This window comes from Pseudomonas sp. S3_B11, assembly GCF_054667715.1.
The window spans coordinates 4,972,441-4,991,287 of the sequence record NZ_CP162749.1 but is presented as its reverse complement, the minus strand read 5'-3'; the positions used below and the strand labels follow the sequence as shown (position 1 = coordinate 4,991,287).

General features: G+C 62.2%; 13 protein-coding genes, 1 tRNA gene and 2 pseudogenes. 12 read left to right on the top strand and 4 right to left on the bottom strand.

What is annotated here, in order from left to right; translation table 11 throughout:
- Positions 1 to 27 precede the first annotated feature (27 nt).
- The 3 genes from rpsO to AB4O22_RS22515 all read left to right on the top strand — a co-directional run bounded on the left by rpsO (position 28) and on the right by AB4O22_RS22515 (position 2,797).
- The gene (gene rpsO, locus AB4O22_RS22525) at positions 28 to 297 is read left to right on the top strand and encodes a 30S ribosomal protein S15 (RefSeq protein WP_003197723.1); all 270 of its coding nucleotides are present in this window, start codon (positions 28 to 30) and stop codon (positions 295 to 297) included.
- A 193-nt stretch (positions 298 to 490) separates the two neighbouring features.
- Positions 491 to 2,596: a polyribonucleotide nucleotidyltransferase gene (pnp, locus tag AB4O22_RS22520; RefSeq protein WP_003197725.1), complete on the top strand. Its 2,106-nt coding sequence runs from the start codon at positions 491 to 493 to the stop codon at positions 2,594 to 2,596.
- A gap of 125 nt (positions 2,597 to 2,721) precedes the next feature.
- Positions 2,722 to 2,797 (top strand) — tRNA-Thr (locus AB4O22_RS22515).
- A 9-nt stretch (positions 2,798 to 2,806) separates the two neighbouring features.
- Here the strand turns inward: AB4O22_RS22515 and AB4O22_RS22510 are convergent.
- Positions 2,807 to 3,355 (bottom strand): hypothetical protein, encoded by a 549-nt coding sequence (locus tag AB4O22_RS22510; RefSeq protein ID WP_223470352.1) that lies wholly within the window; start codon positions 3,353 to 3,355, stop codon positions 2,807 to 2,809.
- Positions 3,356 to 3,660: 305 nt separating this feature from the next.
- Between AB4O22_RS22510 and AB4O22_RS22505 the strand changes: the two genes are divergently transcribed.
- Positions 3,661 to 3,966, top strand: a complete 306-nt coding sequence (locus AB4O22_RS22505; RefSeq protein WP_003197729.1) for a DUF6388 family protein — start codon at positions 3,661 to 3,663, stop codon at positions 3,964 to 3,966.
- A gap of 38 nt (positions 3,967 to 4,004) precedes the next feature.
- Here AB4O22_RS22505 and nadC read toward each other — a convergent pair whose 3' ends face one another.
- On the bottom strand, positions 4,005 to 4,853 hold the full coding sequence (gene nadC, locus AB4O22_RS22500; RefSeq protein WP_223470337.1) for a carboxylating nicotinate-nucleotide diphosphorylase: 849 nt from the start codon (positions 4,851 to 4,853) through the stop codon (positions 4,005 to 4,007).
- A gap of 226 nt (positions 4,854 to 5,079) precedes the next feature.
- On the opposite strand from nadC, the gene AB4O22_RS22495 reads away from it, so the two are divergent.
- The 5 genes and pseudogenes from AB4O22_RS22495 to AB4O22_RS22475 form a co-directional block, all read left to right on the top strand.
- Positions 5,080 to 7,281 (top strand): DUF1631 domain-containing protein, encoded by a 2,202-nt coding sequence (locus tag AB4O22_RS22495; RefSeq protein ID WP_223470338.1) that lies wholly within the window; start codon positions 5,080 to 5,082, stop codon positions 7,279 to 7,281.
- 64 nt (positions 7,282 to 7,345) lie between these two features.
- On the top strand, positions 7,346 to 7,906 hold the full coding sequence (gene ampD, locus AB4O22_RS22490; RefSeq protein ID WP_223470339.1) for a 1,6-anhydro-N-acetylmuramyl-L-alanine amidase AmpD: 561 nt from the start codon (positions 7,346 to 7,348) through the stop codon (positions 7,904 to 7,906).
- Positions 7,903 to 8,739, top strand: a complete 837-nt coding sequence (gene ampE, locus AB4O22_RS22485; RefSeq protein ID WP_223470340.1) for a regulatory signaling modulator protein AmpE — start codon at positions 7,903 to 7,905, stop codon at positions 8,737 to 8,739. The genes ampD and ampE overlap by 4 nt, the downstream gene beginning before the upstream one ends.
- Positions 8,740 to 9,061: 322 nt before the next feature.
- A pseudogene (locus tag AB4O22_RS22480) lies at positions 9,062 to 10,153 on the top strand (methyl-accepting chemotaxis protein); the annotation flags it as partial.
- Positions 10,154 to 10,486: 333 nt separating this feature from the next.
- Positions 10,487 to 11,059: pseudogene (locus AB4O22_RS22475) on the top strand (methyl-accepting chemotaxis protein); the annotation flags it as partial.
- 120 nt (positions 11,060 to 11,179) lie between these two features.
- Here the strand turns inward: AB4O22_RS22475 and AB4O22_RS22470 are convergent.
- Positions 11,180 to 11,956, bottom strand: a complete 777-nt coding sequence (locus AB4O22_RS22470; RefSeq protein WP_431092765.1) for a TatD family hydrolase — start codon at positions 11,954 to 11,956, stop codon at positions 11,180 to 11,182.
- A 20-nt stretch (positions 11,957 to 11,976) separates the two neighbouring features.
- Positions 11,977 to 12,972: a catabolite repressor/activator gene (gene cra, locus AB4O22_RS22465; RefSeq protein WP_003197741.1), complete on the bottom strand. Its 996-nt coding sequence runs from the start codon at positions 12,970 to 12,972 to the stop codon at positions 11,977 to 11,979.
- Positions 12,973 to 13,260: 288 nt separating this feature from the next.
- Here cra and ptsP point away from each other — a divergent pair, with 288 nt between their 5' ends.
- Genes ptsP through AB4O22_RS22450 form a run of 3 tightly spaced genes read left to right on the top strand, consistent with a single transcriptional unit; the run spans position 13,261 to position 18,823 of the window.
- A complete protein-coding gene (gene ptsP, locus AB4O22_RS22460; RefSeq protein WP_003197742.1) occupies positions 13,261 to 16,125 on the top strand; it encodes a phosphoenolpyruvate--protein phosphotransferase in 2,865 nt (954 codons plus the stop codon).
- Complete coding sequence (gene pfkB / locus AB4O22_RS22455) at positions 16,125 to 17,066, top strand: 1-phosphofructokinase (RefSeq protein ID WP_003197744.1); 942 nt, start codon at positions 16,125 to 16,127, stop codon at positions 17,064 to 17,066. The genes ptsP and pfkB overlap by 1 nt, the downstream gene beginning before the upstream one ends.
- Before the next feature lie 14 nt (positions 17,067 to 17,080).
- Positions 17,081 to 18,823 (top strand): PTS fructose-like transporter subunit IIB, encoded by a 1,743-nt coding sequence (locus AB4O22_RS22450; RefSeq protein WP_027911982.1) that lies wholly within the window; start codon positions 17,081 to 17,083, stop codon positions 18,821 to 18,823.
- Positions 18,824 to 18,847: the final 24 nt, after the last annotated feature.

The following is an 18,847-nucleotide window of genomic DNA, read 5'->3' as shown; positions in this document are numbered from 1 at the left end:
CAGTTTCCTGACTAAAAGGATTGCCTCATGGCTCTCGACGTTCAAGAAAAAGCTCAAATCGTAGCTGACTACCAGCAAGCTGTTGGTGACACTGGTTCGCCAGAAGTGCAAGTTGCACTGCTGACCCACAACATCAACAAACTGCAAGGTCACTTCAAGGCCAACGGTAAAGATCACCACTCCCGTCGTGGTCTGATCCGCATGGTAAACCAGCGTCGTAAGCTGCTGGACTACCTGAAAGGCAAGGACGTGAGCCGTTACAGCGCTCTGATCGCTCGCCTGGGTCTGCGTCGCTAATCAGCGATTGCGCTAGAGGTTGGTGGTCTGTCGTACGTCAGTGGGTTTCCCGCTGGCGCATGGCAGGCTCCCAGCCTCAAGTTTTATCTGGATACACGTTTACCCTGGACAGGCGTCGGGCCGATTCCCGCCATTGCCCAAGAATTTCGCAAGAAGACAAGTTCCCCAAGAGCCACAAAGAAGGTAGGACACCGTGAACCCGGTAATCAAAAAATTCCAGTTCGGTCAGTCGACCGTTACCCTCGAGACTGGCCGTATCGCCCGTCAGGCCTCCGGCGCAGTGCTGGTCACCGTTGACGACGACGTCAGCGTATTGGTGACCGTTGTCGGTGCCAAGCAAGCCGATCCAGGCAAGGGCTTCTTCCCTCTGTCTGTTCACTACCAGGAAAAGACTTACGCTGCCGGTAAGATCCCTGGCGGTTTCTTCAAGCGCGAAGGCCGTCCTTCCGAGAAAGAAACCCTGACTTCCCGACTGATCGACCGTCCGATCCGTCCGCTGTTCCCAGAAGGCTTCATGAACGAAGTGCAGGTTGTCTGCACCGTCGTCTCCACCAGCAAGAAAACCGATCCGGACATCGCTGCGATGATCGGTACCTCGGCTGCCCTGGCGATCTCCGGCATTCCTTTCGATGGCCCGATCGGTGCTGCCCGCGTTGCGTTCCACGAAAGCACCGGCTACCTGCTGAACCCGACCTACGAGCAACTGAAGGCTTCGAGCCTGGACATGGTCGTGGCCGGTACTTCCGAAGCCGTGCTGATGGTTGAATCCGAAGCCAAAGAGCTGACCGAAGACCAGATGCTGGGCGCCGTGCTGTTCGCCCACGACGAGTTCCAGGTGGTGATCAACGCCGTCAAGGAACTGGCCGCCGAAGCCGCCAAGCCAACCTGGACCTGGGCTCCGCAAGCCGAAGCCACCGAGCTGCTGGGCGCGATCCGTGCCGAGTTCGGCGAAGCGATCTCCCAGGCCTACACCATCACCGTCAAGGCCGACCGTTATGCGCGCCTGGGCGAGTTGAAAGACCAGGTCGTTGCCAAGCTGTCCGGCGAAGAAGGCCAGCCATCGGCCAGCGACGTCAAGGCCGCTTTCGGTGAAATCGAATACCGCACCGTTCGCGAAAACATCGTCAACGGCAAGCCGCGTATCGACGGTCGCGACACCCGTACCGTACGTCCGCTGAACATCGAAGTCGGCGTTCTGCCAAAGACCCACGGTTCGGCACTGTTCACCCGTGGCGAAACCCAGGCGCTGGTCGTTGCAACACTGGGCACCGCCCGTGACGCGCAACTGCTGGACACCCTGGAAGGCGAGAAGAAAGACCCGTTCATGCTGCACTACAACTTCCCTCCGTTCTCGGTGGGCGAGTGTGGTCGCATGGGTGGCGCCGGTCGCCGCGAAATCGGTCACGGCCGTCTGGCCCGTCGTTCGGTCCAGGCCATGCTGCCTGCCGCTGACGTGTTCCCGTACACCATCCGCGTGGTATCGGAAATCACCGAGTCCAACGGTTCGAGCTCGATGGCTTCGGTCTGCGGCGCTTCCCTGGCCCTGATGGACGCCGGTGTGCCGATGAAGGCTCCGGTTGCCGGTATCGCCATGGGTCTGGTCAAAGAGGGCGAGAAATTCGCCGTCCTGACCGACATCCTGGGTGACGAAGATCACTTGGGCGACATGGACTTCAAAGTGGCCGGTACCGCCAAAGGCGTCACCGCACTGCAGATGGACATCAAGATCAAGGGCATCACCGAAGAGATCATGGAAATCGCCCTGGGCCAGGCCCTGGAAGCGCGCCTGAACATCCTCGGTCAGATGAACCAGATCATCGGTCAGTCCCGTACCGAACTGTCGGAAAACGCTCCGACCATGATCGCGATGAAAATCGACACCGACAAAATCCGTGATGTCATCGGTAAAGGCGGCGCGACCATCCGTGCTATCTGTGAAGAAACCAAGGCTTCGATCGACATCGAAGACGACGGTTCGATCAAGATCTTCGGCGAAACCAAGGAAGCGGCAGAAGCAGCACGCCAGCGCGTCCTGGGTATCACCGCAGAAGCCGAGATCGGCAAGATCTACGTCGGCAAGGTTGAGCGCATCGTCGACTTCGGCGCGTTCGTCAACATCCTGCCGGGCAAGGACGGTCTGGTTCACATCTCCATGCTGAGCGATGCTCGCGTCGAGAAAGTGACCGACATCCTCAAAGAAGGCCAGGAAGTGGAAGTGCTGGTACTGGACGTGGACAACCGCGGCCGTATCAAGCTGTCCATCAAGGACGTCGCAGCAGCCAAGGCATCGGGCGTTTAATCACCCCTTCGCCTGACCGCTGAACAAGCAAACGCCCCGACTGGTTCGGGGCGTTTTGCTGTGTGGTGAAAATCCCTGTGTCGCGGGTTGCCTGGCCACAGGGGACGATGCTAGGTTTAGCCACCGCCCGTGTAGCTCAGTCGGTAGAGCAGCGCACTCGTAACGCGAAGGTCGCAGGTTCGATTCCTGTCTCGGGCACCATTCCCCTCGTTATTTCACTTTCCTGCTCAGATCCTCGACCGTGCGTTTGAGCTGATCCATCTCGCGATCCTGATCGCTGAGCTCCCGTTTCAGGGATGAAATCTCGCTGTTGCTCGAACTCGAACTGGAGCCGCTATTGCGCTTGAGTTCTTCCACTTGCTTGCCCAGATCGTTCAGGTCGCGTTCCTGTTCCTTGGTGGTGCGCTTGAGCTCGTCGATTTCCTTGCTGCTGGAGGTGGAGCTGGAGCCACTGTTGCGCTTGAGTTCTTCGATCTGACGGGCCTGCTCGCTGAGGACGCGTTTCTGGTTTTCCAGTTCGTCAGCATTGTTCTTTACGGTTTTTGGCAGGTTTTCCAAGGCGCTGACGCTGACATTGGTCTTGACGAGTACGTACTTATCAAATCGGTCATAACGAAGGGCAGGAATAGCGTCGTCGGAAGACGGCCCATCAGAGGAGACTTCAACAGCTGCTTGGGCAACGCCGACCAAAGTCAGGCTGCCGAGCAGCAAGGCCGCGGTAGCAAGCCGAGTCAACGAACGTTTCGAAAAGCTGCGCATCACTGGGGTTCCTTGTGAAGTGCCGGCATGGCACATGGCTATGACTGGTTATTTTGACAGATGTTCCCAAGCTCCCCTGGTTTCTCAGGCGCATGTTTTTTTGTGGGATAGATGTAAAGAACCGTGTAAATCGTCGGCAAAACGTCCTATATTCAGTGCCTGCATGTGCATCGCCCAGCAGTTTTCAGATGATCCCCGAATGGTTCTGAAGGCCAGATAAACCGGGCTTCACACGGTTTTTTTGCGTCAGAGAGATCCTTGATGATCCAGATCCATCTTCCATTCCCCAGATCAACGAGAACGCCATGACTGTTAAAGAATTGACCCAGGAAGCCAGGCACGAAGAAGCGCTGAAGAAGTACGTGTTGGATGCGCCCCAGTTGCTGGAAGAGATCAAGGACTTGTCTGCCGACGATCAAAAAGACCAGATCCAATGGGCGTTCGAGGACGAGGCCGAGGCCCAGGGTCTGCAGCCTTGGGAGTTGACGCTCAAGTACACCAGCACACCTGAAGAATTCGAGACGCAGCGCCTTGCGTTGCACAAGGAAGCGGCCGAGGTGCTGGGTGTGGAATGGGATGAGTACTGCGAGATGAACAATCTGGTGGTCTGAAAAAAAACGCCAGCCTTGAAGGCTGGCGTTTTTTGTTGTCAGAGGCTCAAGCGCATCGACAGATCCACTGCCTTCACATCCTTGGTCATCGCGCCGATCGAGATGTAGTCCACCCCGGTCTCGGCAATCGGGCGCAACGTGCTTTCGTTGATCCCGCCGCTGGCTTCCAGCTTCGCCTTGCCGCCATTGAGGCGTACGGCTTCACGCATGTCGTCCAGGCTCAGTTCGTCGAGCATGATGATGTCGGCGTTGGCCGCCAGCGCTTCCTTCAATTCCGCCAGGCTTTCCACTTCGACTTCCACCGGTTTGCCCGGTGCGATCTTGTGGGCGGCCGCGATGGCCTGGGCGATCCCGCCGCAGGCGGCGATGTGGTTTTCCTTGATCAGGAAGGCATCGTACAGGCCGATGCGGTGGTTGTGGCAGCCACCGCAGGTGACCGCGTACTTCTGGGCCAGGCGCAGCCCCGGCAGGGTCTTGCGGGTGTCCAGCAGCTTGACCTGGGTACCGGCGACAAAGTCGGCCAGGTAACGGGCCCGCGTGGCAACGCCGGAAAGCATTTGCAGGAAGTTCAGCGCGCTGCGTTCGCCGGTCAGCAGCGAGCGGGCCGGGCCTTCCAGGTGGAACAGCGCTTGATCGGGGTTGACCCGGTCGCCGTCGCGCACTTGCCAATGCACCGCGACACGCGGGTCCAGTTGCCGGAACACGGTGTCGACCCAGGCCGTGCCACTGATGATCGCCGCGTCGCGGGTAATGATGGTGGCCTTGGCCAGGCGTTCGGCGGGGATCAGTTGCGCGGTGATGTCGCCGCTGCCGATGTCTTCAAGCAACGCACGGCGCACGTTGGCTTCGATTTCGGCGGTCAGATCGGCGAGACGTAGATTCGGCATAACGGGCTCCACAAACAAAGTGGCCTGATTATAGGGTGTCGAAACCTGCATTTGGTCGCGTCCTCGCAACATTTCCTCATTTCCCGGGTCACTTATTGCGCCGTATTTCGAGATGGATCACAGAGTGTGCTGGTACGACAGGGTTGTTTTATCCGATAATCCGCCTTTCGATTGACGTCATAGCTTTGACGTTGCGAGCCGCAGAAAGCCGTTTCAGGAGGCCAGGATGCACAACGACGGGAATGTAGTGCCTTTGCACAAGGTCGCTACCGATCAGGCGAATCCTTCGCCGCTCGCCCGCCTGCCTGTGATTCTGCTTCAGGTTCGCGACAAGGCCGCCCAGCAGTTGCGCCTGGGCTTGCAGGGGCTGTTCGATAACGCCGACGACACCTTGTTTGAAATGGCCGACCGGGCACGCGACGACGTCGAGCAAAACCTGTACTTCGAGGCCATGCGGGACCTGCGCCTGAAGCGTAAAAGCATCGAACGTGAATTTATCGAGCAGTTTTTCGAGACCTTCGTCAGCCTCGCCCAATACGACCTGACCCATACCAGCTTGGTGCCAGACAGCCCAATCCAGCGCTCCCAGGACGACCAGGAGCGGCAACTGGCGGTCGAGGCGATGGTCACTCGGGTGCTCAGACGCGATGGTGTGTCGCTGGAACAACTGACGGCCCGACTCAGTGTGCTGCTGGCCCGCCCGCTGGCCAATCAGCACAATCCCTTGAGTCCGGCATTGCTGTGCGAAAAGTTCCTGCAGGCCGGGCGCAACCTGGGCGTGGGAATCAAGGTCAAGCTGATCCTGCTCAAGCTGTTTGAGCGTTATGTGCTCAGCGATTGCGACCAACTCTATACCGAGGCCAACCAGTTGCTGGCCGCTACAGGCATCCTGCCAGAGCTCAAGGTTACGCTGGCGCGCCGGGCGTCGGATCGCACCGAGGATAACCCCAGGCCCGCCGCCGAGATGGCCGCCAAGCCCAGCGATGCCGAGGTCGATGACAGCGTGCAGGAAGTGTTCGCCGCCTTGCAGAAACTGTTGATGCAGGTGCGTGGCACTGTGGCGCCGACCCTGGAACCCAGCGCACCGCCCCAGCCGATTTCAACCCGTGACCTGCTGCGGCTGCTCTCTCATTTGCAGCAATACGTGCCGGCACCTACCGTTTACGACGAGTTCGATTTGCGTAGCCAGCTCGAACAGCTGTTGACCCGGGTCAGCGTCAGGAGTGGCAAGTCTCGCGTGGTCGAAGGCGCCGATGAAGACGTGATCAACCTGATCTCGATGATGTTCGAATTCATCCTCGACGATCACAACCTGCCAGACTCCTTCAAGGCCCTGATCGGCCGCCTGCAAATCCCGATGCTCAAGGTCGCGGTGCAGGACAAGAGTTTCTTCAGCCGTGGCAATCATCCGGCCCGGCGACTGCTTAACGAAATTGCGGCCGCGGCCATGGGCTGGGGTGATTGCGACGATCATCAGCGCGACAGCCTCTACCTGCGCATCGAACAGGTGGTGCAGCGCTTGTTGAATGATTTTGTCGATGACCCGGCGATTTTCTCCGAGCTGCTGGCCGACTTTCTGGCCTTCACCAGTGACGAGCGGCGCCGCAGTGAGCTGCTCGAACAGCGCATCCGCGATGCCGAAGAGGGCCGGGCCAAGGCCGAACTGGCGCGCCAGCGCGTCGAAGGGGCGCTGAACCAGGTGATGTTGGGCAAAGTCCTGCCGCAAGCCGTGGTGGAGTTCGTGCAACACGCCTGGAGCCAGGTGTTGCTGCTGACGTGCTTCAAGCATGGCAAGTATTCCGCCGAGTGGCAGGCCGACGTCTTGACCCTGGAGCAATTGATCTGGAGCGTCCAGCCTCACGACGAACCCGATGCCGGCCTGCGTTTGCTGGCGATAGTGCCCGAACTGCTCAAGGCCCTGCGTGAAGGCTTGAGTCGCTCGGCGTTCGACCCGTTCGCCACCAGCGAGTTTTTCAGTGAGCTGGAAGCCCTGCATGTGCAGGCGCTCGAACGCACGGGCCAAGCGACGGAACAGGCCCAGTCGTTCGATTCGTCGGCCATGGTCGAGGTGCTGGAAAAAATCGTCTTGCGGCCCCCTCAAAAGTCGGCGGGGGAGAGCGTGGCGGTGCATTTGCCGGCCGATGACGTTGGGCTGCTGCAGGTCGACCAGTTGCACCTGGGAAGCTGGGTCGAGTTCCAGGAGGACGATGACAACACCTTGCGTTGCAAGCTGGCGGCGATCATCGAGGCCACCGGCAAATATGTCTTCGTCAATCGCACCGGCCTCAAGGTACTGGAGCACAGCCGCACCAGCCTGGCCCTGGAGTTTCGCCGTGGCGCGGCGCGGCTGTTGGACGACACCCTGTTGTTCGACCGCGCGCTGGAGTCGGTGCTGGGCAATCTGCGCCAGCTCAATCGCGGCAAGTGATCGCGCAGCCCGGTCCGATCACGGCATACTGGCGGCATTCACCGTCGTCATCGAAGGAACCTGTATGCATTTGGACTCCGCGAGCGGTTGGTGCGAGGGGATACGTCATTGCCCATCGCCCAACTTCAATGCGCGCCCCGAAGGCGAAATCTCCCTGCTGGTGATCCACAACATCAGCCTGCCACCGGCACAATTCGCCACGGGCAAGGTGCAGGAATTCTTCCAGAATCGTCTGGATGTCACGGAACATCCCTACTTTGTCGGTATCGCCGACCTGCGCGTCTCTGCGCATTTTCTGATCGAGCGTGACGGCGCCGTGACCCAGTTTGTCTCTTGTCTGGATCGTGCGTGGCATGCGGGTGTCTCGTGCTTCGAGGGGCGTGAGACCTGTAACGATTTTTCCCTGGGCATCGAGCTTGAGGGCACGGATGATCTGCCGTTCACCGATGCGCAATATGCCGCGTTGGTGGACCTGACCCGGCAGTTGCAAGCGGCGTTCAGGGCGATCACTGTGCAGCGTATCTGCGGGCACAGCGACATCGCACCGGGGCGCAAGACCGATCCGGGACCGGCATTCGACTGGGTGCGCTATCGCGCGGCCCTGACAGAAGGGGAAGGACAATGAGTTTTCTGGTGTTGCTGCTGGCCGTCTGGATCGAGAAGTTCTCGGCCTTGCGCCAGCGGGTCCAGCGCGACGGCGGTTGGCTGCACGAGCTGAGCAAGCTCGAGGCGAGCCCACGTTGGGTCAACCGACCCTGGCTGGTGCTGACGGTGATGGTTTTGCTGCCCGTGGCGCTGCTGGCGTTGCTGCTGTGGGTGCTGGAGCCGGTGGCCTACGGTCTGTTGGCGCTGCCGGTGCATTTGCTGGTGGTGATTTACAGCCTGGGGCGCGGTGATCTGCTGGCCGGCCTCGGGCCGTTTCGCGACGCGTGGCGTCGGGAAGACCTGCAAGCGGCGGCCCATGTCGCCAAGCGCGACCTGGACATTGAAGCCGATGACGGTGAGCAGTTGCTGGAGCGGGTCCAGGGGCATTTGTTGTGGCAGGCCTACCAGAGCTTCTTCGCGGTGATTTTCTGGTACTTCGTGTTGGGCCCGGTCGCCGCCCTGAGTTATCGACTGCTGGCGCTGGCCGCCGAGCACAGCCAGAACCCCGGCGTGGCCGAGCGGGCCGCGCAAATGCGCCATGCCTTCGATTGGGTGCCGGTGCGGTTGCTGGCGGCGAGCTTCGCCCTGGTGGGCAATTTCGTCGCGGTCAGCCGGGTCATGCTGCATGAGCTGCTGAACTGGAACATCAGCGCCGCCGACCTTATCGACAAGGTCGGCCTGGTGGCAGGCGAGATCCCCCGGCCCGTCGCCGGACCGGACGGTATCAACAGCCTGGACCGTCTCTGGGAACTGCTGCTGCGTGCGGCGCTGCTCTGGTATGCCGGGTTTGCGTTGTGGACGGTGTTGGCCTGAAAGCAACCAACACATTTCCTTGTGGCGAGGGATACGGTGGGAGCAAGGCTTGCCCGCGATACAAGCGATGCGGTCTTTCAGAAATCGAGGCGCCTGCATCGCGGGCAAGCCTTGCTCCCACAGATAAATCCCCCTCCCACAGCTGAACCGTGTCAGTCCTTCTCGTTAACCTTAAGTTACAAATCTCCCCGCCGATTTAGGCTATACAGGGACAGCGCCCGAATAGTGGCTTTCTGCTGTCTCCGTGCGCGAACTCATAACAATAAGAACACTACCGGGAGACTTCCTTGTGAAGAGTTTGCTCTGGCCCGCCGTCGCGCTGATGAACCGCCTGAGCTTCGGCATGAAGTTCAGCCTGATCAGCGTGCTGTTCCTGTTGCCAATGCTGGTAACCAACTTCTTTCTGGTGCGCGATTCCTATCGGGAATTCCAGGGCACGCAAGTGGAGCTGCAAAGCCTCGACCTGCTGGGCAGCAGCCTGACCCTGCGCCGGGACCTGGAAACCCTGAATAACCTGGTGCAGATCAACGCCAGCCTGGGCCAGTCCGGCAAGGCCGGTGATGTCGAAGCGAAGATCGGCAGCCTGGAACAACAGGTCCTCGTGCGGCTGCAAGGCATGACTCCCGTGGCCATCGAGCCAGAGCAGGTCAGTGCCTTCGAGGCCAAGCGCGACGAAATGATCGGAGCTTTCAAGGCCCAGCAGGCCGAAAGCTCGCTGCAGAGCAAAAGTGCGCTGATCGGCAAGTTGCTCAACAGCGCCCAGATGTTCGGCCAGCTCATCGCCAGCCAGGCGGGGCTGAGCCGCGACAACCAGAGCGACATCCGTCAGCTTAGCGAGTTGATCATCGGCACGACCCCCAAGGTCACCCAGATTCTCGGCGAAGGCCGGGCGCTGGGCGCGTCCTCGTTGGGGCTGGGGTTTCTCAACTCGGCGTCGAGCACCCGCTTCGACGAGTTGCTGGCGCAGATCGAAAAGCTCCAGGGCGAATATGACTTGAAACTGCAGGATGCCTTGGGTTCCAGCAAGGCCGCCGGGCAGGCCCTTGCCGATCAGGCCAATGGCAGCAAGAGCACCCTCAAGAAGGCCAGTGAACTGATTGAAGAGCAGGTAGTGATGGCCGACACGCTCGATGCGCCGTGGCCGGCATTTTATGAGCAAGTCAGTGGCCTGATGGAGCAGACCTATCGGCTGAACGAGGCGACCCAGGGCTTCCTGGGTGTGCAGTTGCAGCAGCGTCTGGAGCAGAACCGCAGCCACATGGTGCTGCAAGCCGTGGCGCTGGTGCTGGTGTTCCTGTTGATTTTTTACCTGTACGCCGGTTTCTACGCCTCGACCCGCACCACGCTCCAGCACCTGGGCCAGATGATGGACAAGGTGGCGGCGGGGGACATGACGGTCAATTTTGTTGCCTGCAGCAAGGATGAGCTGGGCGAATTGGGTGAAGTGTTCAACGGTACGGTGGCGAAGATCCATGACCTGATCGAACAGGTCGGTCGCACCGTCGCCGAAGTCGAACGCCAGGCCGGGCAGGTGGAAACGGTATCGGCCCAGAGCAACCAGGCCGTCGCCGGCCAGCGCAGCCAGATCGAACTGGTGGCCACGGCGATGAACCAGATGTCGGCCACGGCCCAGGAGGTTGCCCGCAGTGCCGCTGCAGCTGTGAGCAGTGCCCACAGCGTGAACGACGAAACCCTCAGTGGGCGCGGGTTGGTGGAATCCCAGCAGGGCAGCATCGCCCGCTTGGCCAGCGAGATCGACCAGTCCGTGCAGGTGATCAATCAACTGGCGACCGACAGCCAGGCCATCAGTCGCGTGCTGGATGTGATCAAGAGCATCGCCGAGCAGACCAATCTGCTGGCCCTCAATGCCGCCATTGAAGCGGCCCGGGCCGGTGAGCAGGGGCGCGGCTTTGCGGTGGTGGCCGATGAGGTGCGGACCCTGGCCAAGCGAACCCAGCAATCGACCGAAGAAATCGAAGCGATGATCACCCGTCTGCATGGTGGTGTCGGCGCTGCGGTCAAGGCGATGGGCACCAGCCATGAGATGGCCAGTGGCACGGTCAGCCAATCGGAAAAGGTCCAGCAGGCCCTGGAGAATATCCTCGGCGCCGTCGGCATGATCGTCGACCAGAACCAGCAGATCGCCGCCGCGGTAGAGCAGCAGACGGCGGTGGCCCATGACATCGACCAGAACATCGTCGAGATCAACCGCGCCGGCGAACGCACCGCCGAAGGTGCCCACCAGACCGAAGACGCCAGCCGCGAATTGTCTGCCCAGGTGGTGCAGCTCAAGCAGTTGATCAATGCGTTTCGGGTGTGATTCCCAGGGCCCACCACCGATCCAATGTGGGAGCGAGCTTGCTCGCGATAGCGGAGTGTCAGGCAACCTATTTGTCGACTGATGGGACGCTATCGCGAGCAAGCTCGCTCCCACAAGGGATCACCAGTTGAACAGTCGGCGCGCGTTGGCCGTGCTGGCCTCGGCCAGTTGCTCGGCGCTGATCGCCATGATCCCGGCCAACGCCTCACAAATCGCCGGCAAATGCGCCGGGCTGTTCCGTTGGCCGGGGAACATCGCCGGGGCCATGTCCGGGGAATCGGTTTCCAGCACCACCGCGTCCAGCGGCAATTTCGCCAGCACCCGGTGCATGCGCAAGGCCTGGGGCCAGGTCGCGGCGCCGCCCAGGCCGAGCTTGAAGCCGAGCTTGATGTACTCGCGGGCCTCTTCAAAACTGCCGGCGAAGGCGTGGATGATTCCTGCGCGTTTGGGGCCCATGCGCTTGAGCGTTGCGATCACGTCGGCATGGCTGCGGCGTACATGGATCAGCGCCGGCAGCTCGAACTCCACCGCCAGTTGCAGTTGTGCTTCAAACAGCGCCTGCTGGCGTTCGCGGTCCAGGGTCGGGATGTAGTAATCCAGGCCGATTTCCCCCACCGCACACAATTGCCGGTGTCCGGCCAGGCGGCTCAGCCACTCGCGCAGTAGCGCCACGTCGTCGGGTCGGTGCTGATCGAGATACACCGGGTGCAGGCCCAGTGCGGCATGCAGGTCCGGGTCGCTTTGCACCAGGTCCCAGACCCGCTGCCAGTTGTCCCGGTACACGCCCAGTACCACCATTTGCCGCACGCCCACGGCGCGGCTTTCGGCCAGCAGTGCCGGGCGGTCCGCGTCAAAGTCTGGAAAATCCAGGTGGGTATGGGTATCGATCAACTCCATGCATCAATCCTGAAGAAGCTTCAGCCCTGGTGAATACGCTGCTTGAACGTCCGCGCGATGGCCTGCACGCCTGGCTGGTAGTCATCGTTTTCGATGGCCGCCAGGGCCAGCTCCAAGGCTTTTTCGGCGATCAGTTGGTGCTGCTGGGACATGGCATTGACCGGTAGCGGCAGGAAGTCCAGCAACTGCGTGTCACCAAACGTGCCCAGGCGCAGCGGCCGCGACTTGAGCGGGAAATCGTGGAGGGCGTCGAACACCCCTTGCAGCAGCACGTAGGACGTGGTGATCAGCGCATCAGGCAGATGCCCCAGGCGTGCGAGCATTTCATCCATCAACTGGCGACCGCATTCACGGCTGAACGACTCGCCATGCTCGATCAGTACCTGGCCCTCGAACCCGGCCAAGGCTTCGCGAAAACCGGCGGTCCGTTCCTGGCTGATGCTCAACTCGGGACGAGCGCTGATCAGCGCGATTTGCCGAGGGTGGGTCTGCAGCAGGCTGCGCGTCAGTTGCAGGCTGGCCTGGCGGTCGTCGCTGATCACCGAGCAGAACCGCGCAGGGTCCATGACCCGGTCGATGGCGATGATCGGAATGCCCTTGGCCTGCAACTGCAGGTAGCTGTCGTCGCCGGCCGGCAGGCAACTGGCGACGATCAGCGCATCGCAGCGCCGGGCGCGGAACAACTGCAACAGTTGCCGTTCACTGTCGGGTGCGTCGTCGGAACTGGCGATCAGCAACTGGTAGCCCCGCGCTCGTGCCCCTTGTTCCAGCAGCTTGGCGATGCGTGCGTAACTGGGGTTTTCCAGGTCTGGCAGGATAAAACCCAGGGTGCGGGTGTGGCGACTGCGCAGCCCGGCGGCCTGGGGATTGGGCGTGAAGCCGTGTTCCAGGACCACCGCCCGCACCCGTTCGACGGTGGCGCTGCTGATGCGTTGCTGTTCGGCCTTGCCGTTGATGACATAGCTGGCGGTGGTCACGGACACACCGGCCAGTTGGGCAATATCACTGAGTTTCAACCCGGTTTTCCTTGTTTTTTCGAGTTAGCCCCGACAATAAGGGCCATCCTACCCGATTCAAGCCGACGGTCACCGTCCAAGCGCTTACGACAAGTTGCACTTCAAGGATGAGAGATTATCGAGTAACGTGCCAATCTTTCTAGATTAAACGTTTCAGCAAGCGTATTTTCAAGGCTAGCAGGATTTTTGGCCCTTCTGCCGTGATCACGCCAAAAATCATCCTGCAACGCTAAGCTGATTCATTCAAAACAATACCTGGCGCCAACCGGACGCCAAAAAGGAGAAAGCATGCTCGAGCTCACTCTAGAGCAGATATCCATGGCTCAGACGGCTGTGGATAAAGACGCTGCACTGCAACTGCTCGCCGACAAACTGGTGGCCGATGGCTTGGTGGCTGAGGGTTACCTCGCCGGCTTGCAGGCTCGCGAAGCCCAGGGCTCGACCTTTCTTGGCCAAGGTATTGCCATCCCCCATGGCACTCCGCAGACCCGCGACCTGGTTCATTCGACCGGTGTGCGCCTGCTGCAATTCCCCGAGGGTGTGGATTGGGGCGATGGTCAGATCGTCTACCTGGCGATCGGTATCGCGGCCAAGTCCGACGAACACCTGCGCCTGCTGCAACTGCTGACCCGCGCCCTCGGCGAGACCGACCTGGGCCAGGCCCTGCGCCGTGCCGGTTCCGCCGAAGCGTTGCTGAAGCTGCTGCAAGGCGCGCCGCAGGAGCTGGCGCTGGATGCCCAGATGATCGGCCTCGGTGTGTCGGCTGACGATTTTGAAGAACTGGTATGGCGCGGCGCCCGCTTGCTGCGCCAGGCCGATTGCGTGAGCAATGGCTTTGCCGGGGTGTTGCAGCAAGTCGATGCGCTGCCCCTGGGCGATGGCTTGTGGTGGCTGCACAGCGAACAGACCGTCAAGCGTCCGGGCCTGGCGTTCGTCACGCCGGACAAACCCATCCGCTACCTGGGTCAACCGTTGAGCGGGCTGTTCTGCCTCGCCAGCCTCGGCGAAGCTCACCAGGCCTTGCTGGAAAGACTCTGCGCCTTGCTGATCGAGGGTCGTGGCCACGAACTGGGTCGCGCCACCAGCAGCCGCAAGGTGCTGGAAGTGCTCGGCGGCGAATTGCCCGCCGACTGGCCCAGCGCGCGCATCGGCCTGGCCAATGCCCATGGCCTGCATGCACGCCCGGCGAAGATCCTCGCCCAGTTGGCGAAAAGCTTCGAAGGCGAGATCCGCGTGCGCATCGTCGATGGCCAGGACAGCGCCGTGTCGGCCAAGAGCCTGAGCAAACTGTTGAGCCTGGGCGCCCGTCGCGGCCAGGTCCTGGAGTTCATCGCCGAGCCGAGCATTGCCGCCGATGCGTTGCCGGCCCTGCTGGCGGCCATCGAAGAAGGCCTTGGCGAAGAAGTCGAACCGCTGCCGCCACCGAGTGCGCCGCGGGAAACCGTGATAGCCGAAGTGGCGACTGTCGTGTTGGCGCCCGAATCCGGCAGCCTGATCCAGGCCGTCGCCGCCGCCCCGGGCATCGCCATCGGCCCGGCCCACATCCAGGTATTGCAGGCCATCGATTACCCGTTGCGCGGTGAGTCGGCGGCCATCGAGCGCGAGCGCCTGCAAAACGCCTTGAGCCAGGTGCGCCGTGATATCCAAGGGTTGATTGAGCGCGCCAAGGCCAAGGCCATCCGCGAGATCTTCATCACCCACCAGGAAATGCTCGACGACCCGGAGCTGAGCGACGAAGTCGACACCCGCTTGAAGCTGGGCGAGAGTGCGCAAGCGGCGTGGATGGGGGTGGTTGAAGCCGCCGCGAAAGAACAGGAAGCCTTGCAGGACGCCTTGCTGGCCGAACGTGCCGCCGATCTGCGAGACGTCGGCCGTCGTGTGCTGGCGCAACTGTGCGGTGTCGAAACCCCGAACGAACCCGATCAACCCTACATCCTGGTGATGGACGAAGTCGGTCCGTCCGACGTGGCCCGCCTGGACCCGACGCGGGTGGCGGGGATTCTCACCGCCCGTGGCGGCGCCACCGCCCACAGCGCCATTGTTGCCCGGGCCTTGGGCATTCCAGCGCTGGTGGGTGCCGGTGCCGCGGTGTTGCTGCTGGCGCCGGGCACGTCCTTGTTGCTGGATGGCCAGCGCGGTCGCCTGCACGTGGACCCTGACGCCGCTACCTTGCAACGGGCAGCAGAGGAACGCGACACCCGCGAGCAGCGCCTCAAGGTCGCCGCCGAGCAGCGCCACGAACCGGCGCAGACCCGTGACGGTCATGCCGTGGAAGTGTTTGCCAACATCGGCGAAAGCGCTGGTGTTGCCAGCGCGGTGGAGCAGGGCGCCGAAGGCATTGGCCTGTTGCGCACCGAACTGATTTTCATGGCCCATACCCAGGCGCCGGACGAAGCGACCCAGGAAGCCGAATACCGCAAGGTGCTCGACGGTCTGGCCGGTCGACCGCTGGTGGTGCGCACCCTCGATGTCGGCGGCGACAAGCCGCTGCCGTACTGGCCGATCGCGAAAGAAGAAAACCCGTTCCTCGGCGTGCGCGGCATCCGCCTGACCTTGCAGCGTCCGCAGGTCATGGAAGCGCAACTGCGTGCCCTGTTGCGCTCGGCGGACAACCGTCCGTTGCGGATCATGTTCCCGATGGTGGGCAGCGTCGATGAATGGCGCCAGGCCCGGGACATGACCGAGCGCCTGCGCCAGGAAATCCCCGTGGCGGACCTGCAACTGGGGATCATGATCGAAGTGCCGTCCGCCGCGTTGCTGGCGCCGGTGCTCGCCAAGGAAGTCGATTTCTTCAGCGTCGGCACCAACGATCTGACGCAATACACCCTGGCGATCGACCGTGGTCACCCGACCCTTTCGGCCCAGGCCGATGGCCTGCACCCGGCGGTGCTGCAACTGATCGACATCACCGTGCGCGCTGCCCATGCCCATGGCAAATGGGTCGGTGTGTGTGGCGAACTGGCGGCCGACCCGCTGGCGGTGCCAGTGCTGGTGGGCCTGGGTGTGGACGAACTGAGTGTATCGGCCCGCAGCATTGCCGAGGTCAAGGCGCGGGTCCGCGAATTGAGCCTGGCGCAAGTACAAACCCTGGCCCAAGAGGCTTTGGCCGTGGGCAGCGCCGATGACGTGCGCGCATTAGTGGAGGCGCTGTAATGGCGAAGATTCTTACCCTGACCCTCAACCCGGCGCTCGACCTCACGGTGGAGTTGGCGCGCCTGGAGCCGGGGCAGGTCAACCGCAGCGACGCCATGCACGCCCACGCCGCCGGCAAGGGTGTGAACGTGGCTCAGGTGTTGGCCGATCTCGGCCATACGCTGACGGTCAGTGGTTTTCTGGGCGAAGACAATGCCCAGGTGTTCGAGACGCTGTTTGCCCAGCGTGGTTTTGTCGATGCTTTTATCCGTGTCCCCGGCGAAACTCGCAGCAATATCAAACTGGCCGAGCAGGACGGACGCATCACTGACCTCAACGGCCCCGGCCCGGTGGTTGATGAAGCCGCACAGCACGCCTTGCTTGCGCGTCTTGAGCAAATCGCCCCCGGTCACGACGTTGTCGTGGTGGCGGGCAGCTTGCCCCGGGGCGTCAGCCCGCAGTGGTTGCAGGCCTTGATCACGCGCTTGAAAACACTCGGCCTGAACGTGGCCCTCGACACCAGTGGCGAAGCCTTGCGCGTCGCCCTGGCGGCGGGGCCGTGGCTGATCAAGCCGAACACCGAGGAACTGGCCGACGCGCTGGGTTGCGAGGTGGTGAGCGAAGCGGCCCAGGCGCAAGCGGCGCAGCGCCTGCATGCCCAGGGCGTCGAACATGTGGTGATTTCCCACGGCGCCGATGGCGTGAACTGGTTCAGTGTCGGTACGGCGCTGCATGCTTCGCCACCCAAGGTCAGCGTCGCCAGCACCGTGGGTGCCGGGGATTCGCTGCTGGCGGGCATGCTGCACGGTCTGCTCAGCGCCGACACCCCGGAACAGACGCTGCGCACCGCCACGGCCATCGCCGCCATGGCGGTCACGCAGATCGGTTTTGGCATCCACGACACCGCGTTGCTGGCGTCGCTTGAACAGGGCGTGCGCGTGCGCCCCCTGACAGAACAATAAGAGGGTTAGCAAGAATGAAACTAGCCATTGTGACGGCCTGCCCCAACGGCATGGTCACCAGTGTGTTGTGCGCCCGCCTGCTGGACGCCGCGGCGCAGCGCCAGGGTTGGAGCACCAGTGTTGAAGTCCATGACACGGCCCACCCGGAAAGCCAGTTGTCGGCGGCGACCCTCGAAGCGGCCGAATGGGTCCTGCTGGTTGCCAGCGGCCCGATGGACATGTCGCGCTTCGTCGGCAAACGCCTGTTCCGCAGCACCCCGGCCCAGGCCCTGCAAGACGTCGATTCGGTGCTGCGTCGCGGCGCCGAAGAGGCCGAGGTTTTTCTCGCCTCGGATGTCGTGGAGGAGGTACCTGCGGTGTCGACCGAGCGTGCGCCGCGCCTGGTTGCCATCACCGCATGCCCAACGGGCGTTGCTCATACCTTCATGGCCGCCGAAGCATTGCAGCAGGCAGCGAAGAAGCTCGGCTACGACCTGCAAGTGGAAACCCAGGGTTCGGTCGGTGCGCGCAATCCGTTGAGCGCCGAGGCCATCGCCGAGGCGGACGTGGTGCTGCTGGCGACTGACATCGAGGTCGCCACCGAGCGTTTTGCCGGCAAGAAGATCTACCGCTGCAGCACGGGCATCGCCTTGAAACAGGCCGAAGCGACGCTGAACAAAGCGCTGGTCGAAGGTCGTCAGGAAAGCGCGTCGAGCGGTGCCAGCGCCCCGGCCAAATCGGAGAAGACCGGCGTCTACAAGCACCTGCTGACGGGCGTGTCGTTCATGCTGCCGATGGTGGTGGCCGGTGGTCTGTTGATCGCCTTGTCGTTTGTGTTCGGCATTACCGCCTTCAAGGAGCCCGGCACGCTGGCGGCCGCGCTGATGCAGATCGGCGGCGACACCGCGTTCAAATTGATGGTGCCGCTGCTGGCTGGCTACATCGCCTATTCCATCGCCGACCGTCCGGGCCTGGCGCCGGGGATGATCGGCGGGATGCTGGCGAGCACCCTGGGCGCCGGTTTCATTGGCGGGATCATCGCCGGTTTCCTGGCCGGTTACGTGGCCAAGGCGATCAACCGCTACGCGCGCCTGCCCCAGAGCCTGGAAGCGCTCAAGCCGATCCTGATCATCCCGCTGCTGGCGAGCCTGGTCACCGGCCTGGTGATGATCTACATCGTCGGCAAACCGGTGGCGGGCATGCTCGAAGGCCTGACTCATTTCCTCGACAGCATGGGCACCACCAACGCGATTCTGCTGGGCGTGCTGCTGGGGGCGATGATGTGTGTCGACCTCGGTGGGCCGATCAACAAGGCCGCCTACGCGTTTTCGGTGGGACTGCTGGCTTCCCAGAGTTATGCACCGATGGCCGCGACCATGGCCGCCGGCATGGTGCCGCCGATTGGCCTGGGTATCGCCACCTTCATCGCCCGGCGCAAATTCGCCCAGACCGAGCGCGAGGCCGGTAAAGCCGCGCTGGTGCTGGGGCTGTGCTTCATCTCCGAAGGGGCGATTCCGTTCGCGGCCAAGGACCCGCTGCGGGTGATCCCGGCCAGCATCGCCGGCGGCGCGCTGACCGGTGCGCTGTCGATGTACTTCGGCTGCAAGCTCATGGCCCCCCACGGCGGCCTGTTCGTGATGCTGATCCCCAACGCCATCAACCATGCATTGTTGTACCTGCTGGCGATCGTGGCGGGGAGCCTGCTGACGGGGGTGGCGTATGCGCTGCTCAAGCGGCCGGAAGTGGTGGAGATGGCGTTGGAGCCGGCCAAGGCCTGATCACTGCTGTGCCTACTGTGGGAG

What these genes read in the sequence shown, in the direction of transcription:
- rpsO (WP_003197723.1), top strand. Translation starts at nt 28, where the DNA reads ATGGCTCTCGACGTTCAAGAAAAAGCTCAAATCGTAGCTGACTACCAG.
- AB4O22_RS22510 (WP_223470352.1), bottom strand. Translation starts at nt 3,355, where the DNA reads ATGCGCAGCTTTTCGAAACGTTCGTTGACTCGGCTTGCTACCGCGGCC.
- AB4O22_RS22505 (WP_003197729.1), top strand. Translation starts at nt 3,661, where the DNA reads ATGACTGTTAAAGAATTGACCCAGGAAGCCAGGCACGAAGAAGCGCTG.
- nadC (WP_223470337.1), bottom strand. Translation starts at nt 4,853, where the DNA reads ATGCCGAATCTACGTCTCGCCGATCTGACCGCCGAAATCGAAGCCAAC.
- AB4O22_RS22495 (WP_223470338.1), top strand. Translation starts at nt 5,080, where the DNA reads ATGCACAACGACGGGAATGTAGTGCCTTTGCACAAGGTCGCTACCGAT.
- ampD (WP_223470339.1), top strand. Translation starts at nt 7,346, where the DNA reads ATGCATTTGGACTCCGCGAGCGGTTGGTGCGAGGGGATACGTCATTGC.
- ampE (WP_223470340.1), top strand. Translation starts at nt 7,903, where the DNA reads ATGAGTTTTCTGGTGTTGCTGCTGGCCGTCTGGATCGAGAAGTTCTCG.
- AB4O22_RS22470 (WP_431092765.1), bottom strand. Translation starts at nt 11,956, where the DNA reads ATGGAGTTGATCGATACCCATACCCACCTGGATTTTCCAGACTTTGAC.
- ptsP (WP_003197742.1), top strand. Translation starts at nt 13,261, where the DNA reads ATGCTCGAGCTCACTCTAGAGCAGATATCCATGGCTCAGACGGCTGTG.
- pfkB (WP_003197744.1), top strand. Translation starts at nt 16,125, where the DNA reads ATGGCGAAGATTCTTACCCTGACCCTCAACCCGGCGCTCGACCTCACG.
- AB4O22_RS22450 (WP_027911982.1), top strand. Translation starts at nt 17,081, where the DNA reads ATGAAACTAGCCATTGTGACGGCCTGCCCCAACGGCATGGTCACCAGT.